Here is a 12,599-nt window from a genome sequence, read left to right on the forward strand (position 1 = left end):
TGCCGCGCCGCGAGCGATCGGAGAGTCGCATGACGAGCGTCGGTCGGTTCCGTCGGTGGCTGCGGCGCTTCTCCGGGCCGGGGCTGGCCGTCGCGCTGGTGTTCTTCGCGGTCGCGCTCGGTCCCGCGCTCGTGCCCCGGGCCGCGTTCTACCAGGGCGCGGTCGCCGGCATCTGCGCGGCGATCGGGTACGGCGTGGGCGTGCTGCTCGCGTGGGTGGTGCGCCGCGCCGGCGTGCCGTGGTCCCGGCGCGGGAGCCGGTGGTTCCGGCGCGTGCTGCTGGTCGCCGCGGTGCTCGTCGTGCCGTGGGCGCTGTGGTGGAACCGCACGTGGCAGGACGACCTGCGCGCGCTGTTCGGGATGCCGCCCGCCGAGTCGTCGCACCCGTTCGTGGTGCTCGTCCTCGCGCTCGTCGTCGCCCTGCTCCTGCTGCTCGTCGGGCGCGGGCTGCGCCGCGTGACGCGGTGGGTCACGCGGCTGGTGCGCCGCGTGGTGGGGCGCTGGGTGCCGCTGCCGGTCGCGCGGCTCGTCGCGGTCGCGCTCGTCGCGTGGCTCACGGTCGTCGTGCTCGACGGGACGGTGGTGCGGGGCGGGCTCGCCGCGCTCAACGACGTCTACTCGACGGTGGACGAGGGCACCGCCGAGGGCGTCGTGCAGCCCACCGACCCGCTCCGCTCGGGCTCGCCCGACTCGCTCGTCGCCTGGGACGACCTGGGCCTGCAGGGCCGCACGTTCGTCGCGGGCGGGCGTCCGGCCGCGCACTTCGAGGAGATCGCGCAGCGCACCGGCCGGACCGCCCCGCTGCAGGAGCCGATCCGCGCCTACGCGGGGCTCTCGACCGGTGACACGCTCGACGAGGTCGCGCAGCTCGTCGTCGCCGAGCTCGACCGGACGGACGCCTGGGACCGGTCGGTGCTCGCCGTCGTCACCGCGACGGGCACCGGGTGGGTGGACCCGTCGATGGCCGACGCGCTCGAGCTCCTGTGGGGCGGCGACACCGCGATCGCGTCGATGCAGTACTCGTACCTGCCGTCGTGGGTGAGCTTCGTCGGGGACCGTTCGACGCCGCCCGCCGCGGGCCGCGCGCTGTTCGAGGCGGTCTACGAGCGCTGGTCGCAGCTGCCCGCCGACGCGCGACCCGCGCTGTACGTCGCGGGCATCTCGCTCGGGTCCTACGGCAGCCAGGGCGCGTTCTCCTCGCTGCAGGACGTCGAGGCCCGTACCGACGGCGCGCTGTGGGTCGGGACCCCGGGCTTCACGCAGCTGTGGGGCGAGCTCACCGCCGAGCGCGACCCCGGCTCGCCGCAGATCACGCCCGTGCTCGACGACGGCCGCACGGTGCGGTGGGCGAACCGCCCCGCCGACGGCGACGACCGTCAGCTCTGGGCGCTGGGCACCGACTGGTCGCAGCCGCGCGTCGTGTACGACCAGCACGCGTCCGACGGGGTCGTGTGGTGGTCGCCGCGGCTCGTGCTCAACAAGCCGGACTGGCTCTCCGAACCGCGCGGCAGCGACGTGCTGCCGTCGACGCGCTGGTACCCGCTCATCACGTTCTGGCAGACGACGATCGACCTGTTCGTCGCCGGGTCGGCGCCTGCCGGGCACGGGCACAACTACCACACCGAGTACGCCGACGGGTGGTCCGCGATCGCCCCGCCGGACGGGTGGTCCGACGACGACACGGCCGTGCTGCGCGAGGTGGTCGCGCTCGTGGAGTCGGTGGCCTGACCCGCCGCTCGTCAGCTCATGCGCCGCGCAGCTCCTGCCACCGGGCGCGTCGCTCGGCCTGCTCGACCGGGTCCGGCACGGGCAGCGACGCCAGGAGGCGCTGCGTGTACGGGTGCTGCGGGTCCCCGAGCACCTGCGCGCCCGTGCCCTCCTCGACGAGCGACCCGCGGTGCAGCACCGCGATCCGGTCGGCCAGCAGGTCGACCACCGCGAGGTCGTGGCTGATGAACAGGCACGCGAACCCGAGCTCCGCCTGCAGCCGCGCGAACAGGTCGAGCACACGCGCCTGCACGGACACGTCGAGCGCGGACGTCGGCTCGTCCGCGATCAGCAGCTCGGGGTCGAGCGCGAGCGCGCGGGCCAACGACGCGCGCTGGCGCTGCCCGCCCGACAGCTCGTGCGGGAACCGGTCGCCGAACGCGCGCGGCAGCTGGACCGCCTCGAGCAGCTCGTCGACCCGGCCGCGCGCCGCTTGCGGCGAGGAGGCGACGCCGTGCACGACGAGCGGCTCCGCGACGCACTGCGCGATCGTGAGCAGCGGGTTGAAGCTCGTCGCCGGGTCCTGGAACACGAACCCGATGCGCTTGCGCACGGGACGGAACCGGCGCTCCCGCACGCCGTTCATCTCGACCCCGAGCACCTCGAGCGACCCGCCCGTGACGTGCGTGAGGCCCGCGATCGCGCGTCCGATCGTGGTCTTCCCGGAGCCGGACTCGCCCACCAGGCCGAGCACCTCACCGGGCCCGATGTGCAGGTCGACGCCGTCGACCGCGCGGAAGCCCGGCTTGCGCAGGCGTCCCGGGTAGGTCACCTCGAGCGCGCGTGCCCGCACGACCGCGCCCGCGGCCTCGTCGGACGGGCGCGACGTGAGGGTCGGCTCGACCCGCTCGCGCAGCGACGGACCGCCGATGCGCGGCACCGAGTCCAGGAGCCGGCGCGTGTAGGGGTGCTGGGGTGCCGCGAAGAGCGCGCGCACGTCGGCCTGCTCGACGATCTCGCCGTCGTACATGACGGCCACGCGGTCCGCGAGGTCGGCGACCACGCCCATGTTGTGCGTGATGAGCACGATCGCCGCACCGAACTCGCGCGGCAGGATGCGCAGCAGGTCGAGGATCTCCGCCTGGACGGTGACGTCGAGGGCCGTGGTCGGCTCGTCGGCGATCACCAGGCCCGGGTTGAGCACGAGCGCCTGCGCGATGACGATGCGCTGCTTCTGCCCGCCCGAGAACTGGTGGGGGTAGTGGTCGACGCGGTGCTCGGGGTCGGGGATCCCGACGCGGCGCAGGACGTCGATGGCCTTCTCGCGGGCCTCGGCGCGTGACATGCGCGTGTGCGCGCGCAGCCCCTCGGCGATCTGCCAACCCACCGGGTAGACCGGGTTGAGCACCGACGACGGCTCCTGGAACACCATCGCGGCGTCCTGACCGCGCAGCCTGCGCAGCTCGGAGGACGACGCGCTCGTGACGTCACGCGCGTCGCCCCCGCCGCGGCCCGACAGCAGGACCGCGCCCTGCGTGCGCGCGGTGCGCGGCAGCAGGCCGAGGATCGTGCGGGCCGTGACGGTCTTGCCGGACCCGGACTCCCCCACCACGGCGAGGACCTCGCCGGGCTCGACGTGCAGGCTCACGCCCTTGACGGCCTCGACGGGTCCGGCGTCGGTGTCGAACGTGATCCGCAGGTCGCGGATGTCGACGACGGGTGTGCTCATCGGTCCTTCTCCTCGTCCGGGCCGTCCTCGGGCTCGGGCACGACGTCCGGCGGCGGGCCCTCGAGCGCGTCGACGCCGCCGACCCCCTCCGGCCCGGCCGCGAGCACGCCGCCCGGCACGACGACCGTCTGGCCGACCTCGCCCGCGACGAGCGCCTTGCGGCGGCGCGTGCGCAGGCGCGGGTCGGCGAGGTCGTTGAGCGACTCGCCGACGAGCGTCACGCCGAGCGCCGTGAGGACGATCGCGACGCCCGGCGGGATGGCGGTCCACCAGATGCCGCTCGTGACGTCCGCGAGCGCCTTGTGCAGGTCGTAGCCCCAGTCGCCCGCGGCGGTCGGCTCGATGCCGAAGCCCAGGAAGCCGAGGCCGGCGAGCGTGAGGACCGCCTCGCACGCGTTGAGCGTGACGATCAGCGGGAGCGTGCGGATCGCGTTGCGCAGCACGTGGCGCGTCATGATCCGCACGTGGCCCGAGCCGACGACGCGCGCCGACTCGACGAACGCCTCGCCCTTGACGCGCACCACCTCGGCGCGCACGACCCGGAAGTACTGCGGGATGAACACCACCGTGATGGACACGGCCGTGGCGATCACGCCGCCCCACATCGACGACTGGCCGCCGCTGATGACGATGGCCGCGAGGATCGCGAGCAGCAGCGACGGGAACGCGTAGATCGCGTCGGACACCACGACGAGCACGCGGTCGAGCCACCCGCCGAAGTACCCGGACACGAGTCCCAGCACGACGCCGATGACGATGGACGCCACGACGCCGATGACGATCGTGTACAACGCGGTGCGCGCGCCCCAGATGACGCGGGACAGCACGTCGTAGCCCGCGACCGTGGTACCGAGCAGGTGGTCGGCGTTCGGTTCGACGTGCGCGCCGAACAGCTCGCCGTCCGCGCGCAGCTGCGCCCAGCCGTACGGCGCGAGCACGGGCGCGAGGACCGCCGTGACCAGGAAGACCGCGCACAGCACGAGGCCCGCGACGAGCATGCCGCGCTGGAGGCCGACGCTCGTGCGCAGCTGGTGCACGACGGGCAGCCGCTTCCAGCGCGACGTGTGCTCGGGGGTCGCCGGCGTCGCCGCGGGCGTGGGGACAGGGGTCTGCGTCGCCATGTCAGTACCTCACCCGGGGGTCGACGAGCGCCGCGATCACGTCGACGACGAAGTTGGTCACCGCGACGATCACCGCGAGGAGCGCGACCATGCCCTGCACCGCGACGAAGTCGCGCGCGAGCAGGTACTGCACGAGCTGGAAGCCCAGCCCCTTCCACTCGAACGTCGTCTCGGTGAGCACCGCGCCCGCGAGCAGCAGCGCGATCTGCAGGCCGATGACGGTGATGATCGGCACGAGCGCGGGACGCCACGCGTGCTTGCGCAGCAGCCGCCGCTCGGCGACGCCGCGCGAGCGCGCGGCCTCGACGTAGCCCGTGGTGAGCGTGCCGATGACGTTGGTGCGCACCAGGCGCAGGAACACCCCCGCCGTGAGGAGGCCGAGCGCGACCGCGGGCAGCACCGCGTGCTCGAGCACGTCGAGGACGACGGCCCCGTCGCCCGTGCTGATCGCGTCGATGAGGTAGATCCCGGTGTCCGCCCCCTTGCGCTGCATCTGGATCTCGGCGCCGGTCGACGCGCGGCCCGCGACGGGCAGCCAGCCGAGCCACACCGAGAACACGAGCTTGAGCAGCATCCCCGCGAAGAACACGGGTGTCGCGTACACGAGGACGGCGGAGACGCGCAGCGTCGCGTCCGTGCCGGTGTCGCGCCGTGCGGCGGCCAGCCGACCGAACGGGATGCCGACCGCGAACGCGACGACGAGCGCGTACACCGCGAGCTCGAGCGTCGCCGCGCCGTACGTGACCAGCACCTCGGTCACGGGCCGGTTGTCGGAGATCGTCGTGCCGAAGTCGCCGCGCAGGATCCCCCCGAGGTACTCGAGGTACTGCACGACGATCGGCCGGTCGTAGCCCGCCTCGTGGATGCGCTCGGCGAGCTGGTCGGCCGTCAGGCGGCCGCCGAGGGCCGCGGTGATGGGGTCACCCGTCGCCCGCATCATGACGAACACGGTCGTCACGAGGATGAGGATCGTCGGGAAGATCAGCAGGAAGCGGACCAGCAGGTAGCGGCCGAGGCCGCCACCGGGGCGCCTTCTCCGGGGCGTCGCGGCCGCCGGCGCGGCGTTCGCCGCGTCGTCCGTGGTCAGGGTGGTCATGGGTGGTCCCGGTTCGACGTCGGAGGTGCGTGACGGGCGACGGCCCGCCCCGCACGGTGCGGGACGGGCCGTCGACGGGTCACTTGGCGAGTGCGCCGTAGCGGAACTTGAAGGACGCGTCGAGCGTGTCCTCCGTGCCCTGCACGTCCTTGCCGACGACCGCGACCTGCGCACCCTGCAGGTACGGGACGGTCGACAGGTCGGCGGCGACCTTGTCCTGGATCTCCTCGATCAGCGCGGTGCGCGCGTCGGCGTCCGTGGTGACCGCCTGCTCGAGGATCAGGTCGTTGACCTCGGAGTTGTCGTAGTGGTTCGCCAGGAAGTTCTCCGTGAGGAAGAACGGCGTGAGGTAGTTGTCCGCGTCCGAGTAGTCCGGGAACCAGCCGAGCTGGTACGCCGGGTAGACGTCAGCGGTGCGGTCCTTGGAGTACTGCACCCACTCCGTGGTCTGCAGGTCGACCGTGAACAGGCCGTCCGCCTCGAGCTGGTCCTTGATCATGGCGTACTCGTCGGCCGACGACGGGCCGTAGTGGTCGTTCGAGTACTGCAGGCCGAGCGCGACCGGCGTCGTGACGCCCGCGGCCGCGAGGCGCTCCTTGGCCTTCGCCGCGTCGGCTCCGCCGGAGCCGTCGCCGTACAGGCCCTTGAGCGACTCGGTCGCACCCGTCAGACCGGCGGGGACGTAGGAGTACAGCGGCGTGTAGGTGCCCTTGTAGACCTGCTCCGAGATCGCCTCACGGTCCAGGAGGTCCGCGACCGCCTGACGGACCGCGAGCGCCTTGGCCGGGTCCGCCTCGGGCGTCTTGGCGCCGAACGGCTGCGTGTCGAAGTTGAAGGTGATGTAGCGGATCTCGCCGCCGGGGCCGTCGACGACCTTGACGGCGTCGTTCCCGCGCAGGTCCTCGATGTCCGTGGCCGTGAGGCTGCGGAACGCGACGTCGATGTTGCCCTGCTGGATGTCGAGCTTGAGGTTGGAGGCGTCCGCGTAGTACTTGACGTTGACCTCCTTCGTCTTCGCCGCGCCCAGGACGCCCTGGTAGTCCGCGTACGCCTCGTACGACACCAGGTTGTTGAAGTCGTAGCCGGTGATGACGTACTGACCGGCGAACGCGTTGCCCTTGACGATGTCGGCGTCCGGGGTCAGCGCGTCGGCCGCGAAGACGTCCTCGTCGACGATCGGGCCCGCGGGGCTCGACAGGATCTGCGGGAAGACCTGGTCGTTCTCGCTCTTGAGGTGGAACACGACCGTCGTCTCGTCGACGGCCTCGACGCTGTCCAGGTTGTAGAGCAGCGACGACGGGCCGTTCTCGTCGGCGATCGCGACCTGGCGGTCGAACGAGAACTTCACGTCCGAGGAGGTGAGGTCGTTGCCGTTCGCCCACTTCAGGCCGGCCTTGAGCTTGACCGTGTACTCGGTGGGTGCGGTGAACTCGGCCGACTCCGCGATGTCGGGCTGGACGTCCGGGCTGCCGTACGGGGTGTTCAGCAGGAACGGGAACACCTGGTTCATGACCGCGAACGAGCCGTTGTCGTACGAGCCGGCCGGGTCCAGGGTGGTGACCTTGTCGGTGGTCCCGATCGTCAGCGTGCCCCCGCCGCCGCTCGTCGAGTCGCCGTCGGCGGAGTCGTCGTTGCCCGAGCAGGCCGTGAGCACGAGCGCTCCGACCGTGAGACCTGCGGCCGTCGCGATCATGCGACGACGGTTGCGTGCGGAGGTCATCCGTCACCTCTTCCGTGGGGGCCGGCTGGAGACCGGCGCAGTACGTGGTGGGGGCCTGTGTAGCACACGGGTGTGACCTGGGTAACCGGTGTCTTACCGGTGAGTAACATCGCGATCTCGATTCGGTCACGGCCCGGGAACGCCCACGGTGTGAGAGCGCGTCCACACCGCGGGACGGACATCCCGGACATTCCGCCCTACTCGCTAAGGTCGTCCAGCGGGGCGTGCCGCGACGGCACGAGCCGTCGCCGCTCGCCTCGTCCGTCACGACTAGGGGGCACACCGATGACGCACGACACGCGCACGCTCGCGACAGCACCGACCGACCGCAGGAGCCGACCGACACCCAGCGACCTGGGGATCGGCGCACGCTTCTCCCTCCACCCGCACCGCGACGACTTCGTCGACGTCATCGTCGACGCGCTCGACGCCGCGCAGGCCGACGACGTCGAGGTCACCACCGACGACGTCACGACGTTCGTGCGCGGCACCGAGGACGCCGTCGTGCGGTACCTGTTCGACGCGCTGCGCGCCGCCGCCGAGGCGGGCGGGCACCTCGTCGCCCACGTCCACCTGTCGCGCGGCTGCCCGGGCGAGGTCGCGTGCGAGCTGCCCGACGACGTCGTCCTCGCGACGCCCGCCGTCCCCTACCTGCCCCGCTGCGGCATGCCGACCGCCGCGCACTGGTCGCTGTACCCGCTGGACGACGGCACGACCGGACGCCCCGGGAACCACATGGCAACCATCGCGGCCGCCGTCGAGGCCGCGCACCGGCGCGTCGAGGTCACCCCCGAGCACTTCGTCACGCGGCTCGACGGCGACCTCGCCGACGTGCTCACGACGGTCGTGGAGGGCTGGCTCGCCGCGGGGCGGACCGTGCGCCACGTCGCGACCCACGCCACGTTCGTCGTCGCGTCGCCGTCCTGGTGAGCACCGGCGCACCGCCGACCCGTCCGTCGGGGATGATCGCCAGGTGACCGACACCCCCGAGCGCTACCGTCCCGACGACCACCTCGGGCACCGCAGCCTGCTGGTCGCCGCCGCGTACGTCGTGCTGCGGCGCGACGACGAGGTGCTGCTGCAGCTGCGGCAGAACACCGGCTACATGGACGGCCGGTGGGGCGTGCTCGCGGGCCACGTCGACCCGGGCGAGTCGGTGCACGAGGCCGCGGTGCGCGAGGCGTTCGAGGAGGGCGGCGTCCGCGTCGACGTCGCCGACCTCGTCCCCCTCACCGCGCTGCACCGGTTCGAGCGCGGCGGACCCGCCGTCGAGCAGCGGCTCGACGCGTTCTTCCTCGCGCGCTCGTGGGACGGCGACCCGACGCTCCAGGAGCCGGACAAGAGCGCCGCGATGGGCTGGTTCCCGCTCGCGGCGCTGCCGGACGTCGTCCCGCACGAGCGCCTCGTGCTCGACGCGCTCGCCACGGGCACGTCGCTGCCCGCGGTCGTCTCGCTGCCGCGCTGACCACGGCCCTGACCAAGGCCCGGACCAGGGCTCTGACCAGGGCCCGGACACGGCGAGGGCTCCACCGGCACGGCCGGGGAGCCCTCGTCGCGGGTCGGGTGCGCGTCAGCCCGTGTTCTGGACGCCCGCGGCCACGCCGTTGACGCTCAGGAGCAGCAGACGCTGCAGGTCCTCCGCGCGCTCGGGCGCGTCGCCCGTGCGCAGACCGCGCAGCGCGCGCAGCTGCAGGAGCGACAGCGCGTCGACGTACGGGCTGCGCAGCTGGACCGCGCGGCCGAGGATCCGGCGGCGAGACAGCATCGCGTCGGAGTCCGTGATCGCGAGGACCCAGCGGCGCGTGCGCGCCATCTCGTCGAGCACGAGCTGCGCGAGGTCCTCGCGGTCGCCCAGCGCCAGGTAGCGCGCCGCGATCCGCTCGTCGGTCTTCGCGAGCGACATCTCGACGTTGTCGATGATCGTCGCGAACAACGGCCACCGCTCGTACGCCGACCGCAGCTCGTCGAGGTCGTCGACCGCCTCGAGCGCCGTGCCCAGGCCGTACCAGCCGGCCAGGTTGATGCGCGCCTGCGACCAGGAGAACACCCACGGGATCGCCCGCAGGTCGTCGAGCGACGACACGGACAGACCGCGGCGCGCCGGACGCGAGCCGATCGGCAGCAGGCCGATCTCCTCGAGCGGCGTCACCTGCGCGAACCACTGGGGGAAGCCCTCGGCACGCACGAGCTCGTGGAAGTGCGCGCGCGACGACGCGTCGAGCCGGTCCGCGAGCGACCGGAACCGCTCCGCCGCCTCGGCGTTGCGCTCCTCCACGCTCGGCGCCCCCTGCAGCAGCGTCGCGGCGACGACCTGCTCGATGTGCCGGGCGGCGATGTGCGGGTCGCCGTAGCGGGCGAAGATGACCTCGCCCTGCTCCGTGAGCTTGAACCGGCCGTCCACCGAGCCCGGCGGCTGCGCGAGCACCGCGCGGTTCGCGGGGCCACCACCGCGGCCGAGCGCGCCGCCGCGGCCGTGGAACAGCGTCAGCTGGATGTCGTTGTCGCGCGCCCACTGCGCGATGCGCCGCTGCGCGTCGTCGAGCGCGAGCGTCGCCGACAGCGGCCCCACGTCCTTCGACGAGTCCGAGTAGCCGAGCATGACCTCGACGCGACGGCCGTTCTCCGCGAGGCGCTTGCGCACCTGCGGCAGCTCGAGCGCCTGCTCGAGGATCCCGACGCTGGCCTGCAGGTCCGCGAACGTCTCGAACAGCGGCACCGCGTCGATGACCGGCACGTTCTCCGCGCCGCCGTACGCGAGCTCCGCGAGCTCGTACACCGCGGCCAGGTGCTCGGCCTTCTGCGTGAACGACACGATGTAGCGGCGTGCCGCGTCGGGGCCGAACCGCTTCTGCACGGTGCCGATCGTGCGGAACGTGTCCAGCACCTCGACCGTGCGGGGCTCGAGGTCCCCGTCGATGCCCTTCGCCGCGATGTCCGCGAGCGCGGACTCGTGCACCTGCGAGTGCTGGCGCAGCTCGAGCTCGGCGAGGTGGAAGCCGAACGTCTGCACCTGCCACAGCAGTCGCTGCAGGTCGCCGAACGCCTGACGCGTCGCGCCCGCGTCGACGAGCGAGCGCTGCACCACGAGCAGGTCCGCCTCGAGCTCGCCCGACGAGCCGTACGCCAGGTCGGCGTTGCGGCTGCGCGTCGCGGCGAGCCGCTCGACGACGAACAGCAGCGCGCGGCGGTGCGGCTCGTTGGGCGACTCCGCCGCGACCCGCGACGCGATCGACTCCGACAGCGACCGCTCGCGCTGCCACAGCGCGTTGAGCTCCGAGGAGGCGGGCGTGCCGACCCCGTCGAGCGTGAGCCCCGCGGCGGTCCGGACCGCGGACCGCTCGAGCTCGAGGAGCACCTGCTCCGAGGCGAGCTGGGCCGCGGCGCGCGTGATCTCCGCAGTGACGTTCGGGTTGCCGTCGCGGTCGCCGCCGATCCACGAGCCGAGGCGCGCGAACGGCCGCACCACCGGCGGGGTCGTGCCCGCGTCGCCGTCGAGGAGCCAGTCGTCGAGACGGCGGTACACGGCGGGCAGCACGTCGGCGAGCGTCGACTCGAACACGCTCAGGACCGTGCGGACCTCGTCGAGCACGGTCGGCTTGGACTGGCGCAGCGGCGCGGTGCGCCACAGGGTGTCGATCTCGGCGAGCAGTCGACGGTCGTTCTCCGCGAGCGACACCCCGCCGGTCGACAGGATGTCGCGCTCGGCGACGAGCTCGGCGATCCGGCGGATCGAACGGGACACCGCGCGACGCCGCGCCTCGGTGGGGTGCGCCGTGAGCACGGGCCGGAACTCGACCTCGCGCAGGCGCCGGCGCGCCTCCTCCTCGCCGACCTCGCTCGCGAGCTGCGCGACCGCGGCCGGCAGCGAGTCGTCCGCCGTCAGCGTGTGCGGGTCGACGTGCGCCTCGCGCTCCCGCAGGACGCGGACGCGGTGGTACTCCTCGGCCGTGTTGGCCAGGTGGAAGTAGCACGTGAACGCGCGGGCGACCTGCTCGGCGCGCTCGAGCGTGAAGCCCGCGACGAGCTCCTCGGCACGTACCAGGGCGTCGCTCTCCGGGTCGTCGTGCGCGGCGATCGCGAGCTCGCGCAGGCGCTCGACGTCCTCGAGGAGGCCGTCCCCGCCGGACTCGCGCAGGACCCGGCCCAGGAACTCACCGAGCACGCGGACGTCGTTCCGCAGCGGCTCGGGGACCTCGTGACGGGCGATGCCCCGCTGGTTCTCACGGGGAGGAAGTGGTGCTGTCACCCGGACAAGATAGGCCACGGGTGTTTCGTCCGTGCTGCCGGTCCACGGCGTGAGCATCGCCGGAGAACGGCCTCGGGCCCGGCCCCCGAGGGGACCGGGCCCGAGCGACGAGCGGGTCAGCCGAGCGACAGGCTGTTCGCCGACGACGTGCCGGCGGGCACGATCTGGCCCGAGTCCGACTTCGCCTTGAGCACGTACGTCGAGCCCGCGTAGCCGACGTACACGTGGCCGTAGGTGAGCTTCGTGGACGTGAAGCCCCACTTCCCGCTCGAGTTCACCTTCGTCTTGCCGACCACCTTGTACGTGGTGGTGCCGCGCTTCTTGAAGTAGATCTTGACTTCCTTGCCCTTCATGTCGATCGCCGGGTCCGGGTAGCCGTACACGTAGAAGCCCTTGCTGGTGTCGTAGCCGTTGATGTCGAGCGCCGGCGTCACCTTGAGGGTGCCGCGCGCCTCGGCCGCGCCCTGCACCTTGCCGCTCACGCGCACGGCGGCGTTGATCTTGTACGGCCCGGCCTTCCTCGTGCTCCCGCACACGTAACCGGCGACCTTGTTCTTGCCGTTCTTCAGCGGGTAGCTCACGAGCGAGCCGGTGATCGGGCTCGCGGTGCCCTGCTTCGCGGAGGTCGTGAACGAGTAGGACGTGTCCGACTTCAGGCCGGAGACCGTCACCCACCAGTAGATGTCCTTGCAGCCCGTCGCGGTCTTCTTCGCGTTGAACGGCGAGATCGTCATCGTGACCGGGTAGGCCTGGGCCGTGTCGGCGCTCGCCGGAGCAGCCGAGAGCGCCGCCGTGAGCACGAGCGCGCCACCCGCGACCACCGCCGCCCACCGCTTGCGCCCGTTCGTCGCGACCGTGGTCCACCTGCTCATGCGCTGCTCCTTCGTTCGTCGGGTCGTACGGCCGTCCGCGCACGTACGGCCGCGCCGGACACTACCCGGGATGTCCGTTTTTCGTGCCCGATGTCCGGTCGGACGACCC

9 protein-coding genes are annotated in these 12,599 nt (G+C 72.7%); 3 read left to right on the top strand and 6 right to left on the bottom strand.

The genetic code is table 11. The features are described 5' to 3' along the window. Positions 1–29 precede the first annotated feature (29 nt). Positions 30–1,727 carry an alpha/beta hydrolase gene (locus tag F1D97_RS14130; RefSeq protein ID WP_236121153.1) on the top strand — a complete coding sequence of 566 codons (1,698 nt, stop codon included), beginning with the start codon at positions 30–32 and terminating at the stop codon, positions 1,725–1,727. Between the two features lie 16 nt (positions 1,728–1,743). On the opposite strand, the gene F1D97_RS14135 is transcribed toward F1D97_RS14130, so the two are convergent. From F1D97_RS14135 to F1D97_RS14150, 4 genes are all read right to left on the bottom strand, one after another. Continuing rightward, positions 1,744–3,435, bottom strand: coding sequence for an ABC transporter ATP-binding protein (locus tag F1D97_RS14135; RefSeq protein WP_236121154.1), 1,692 nt, complete (start codon positions 3,433–3,435; stop codon positions 1,744–1,746). Further along, a complete protein-coding gene (locus tag F1D97_RS14140; protein ID WP_236121155.1) occupies positions 3,432–4,556 on the bottom strand; it encodes an ABC transporter permease in 1,125 nt (374 codons plus the stop codon). The genes F1D97_RS14135 and F1D97_RS14140 overlap by 4 nt, the downstream gene beginning before the upstream one ends. A gap of 1 nt (position 4,557) precedes the next feature. After that, entirely contained in the window at positions 4,558–5,652 is a 1,095-nt protein-coding gene (locus F1D97_RS14145; protein ID WP_236121156.1) for an ABC transporter permease, read from the bottom strand. Positions 5,653–5,731: 79 nt separating this feature from the next. Beyond that, entirely contained in the window at positions 5,732–7,372 is a 1,641-nt protein-coding gene (locus tag F1D97_RS14150) for an ABC transporter substrate-binding protein (protein WP_236121157.1), read from the bottom strand. A 285-nt stretch (positions 7,373–7,657) separates the two neighbouring features. Between F1D97_RS14150 and F1D97_RS14155 the strand changes: the two genes are divergently transcribed. Next, positions 7,658–8,302 (top strand): Ykof family thiamine-binding protein, encoded by a 645-nt coding sequence (locus tag F1D97_RS14155; protein WP_236121158.1) that lies wholly within the window; start codon positions 7,658–7,660, stop codon positions 8,300–8,302. 43 nt (positions 8,303–8,345) lie between these two features. Then, entirely contained in the window at positions 8,346–8,837 is a 492-nt protein-coding gene (locus F1D97_RS14160) for an NUDIX hydrolase (protein ID WP_236121159.1), read from the top strand. 105 nt (positions 8,838–8,942) lie between these two features. On the opposite strand, the gene F1D97_RS14165 is transcribed toward F1D97_RS14160, so the two are convergent. After that, the gene (locus F1D97_RS14165) at positions 8,943–11,675 is read right to left on the bottom strand and encodes a phosphoenolpyruvate carboxylase (protein ID WP_236121160.1); all 2,733 of its coding nucleotides are present in this window, start codon (positions 11,673–11,675) and stop codon (positions 8,943–8,945) included. A gap of 59 nt (positions 11,676–11,734) precedes the next feature. Then, positions 11,735–12,490, bottom strand: a complete 756-nt coding sequence (locus F1D97_RS14170) for a hypothetical protein (RefSeq protein ID WP_236121161.1) — start codon at positions 12,488–12,490, stop codon at positions 11,735–11,737. Between the last annotated feature and the right edge of the window lie 109 nt (positions 12,491–12,599).

The sequence above is a fragment of the Cellulomonas palmilytica genome (assembly GCF_021590045.1).
GTDB classification, from domain to species: domain Bacteria; phylum Actinomycetota; class Actinomycetes; order Actinomycetales; family Cellulomonadaceae; genus Cellulomonas; species Cellulomonas palmilytica.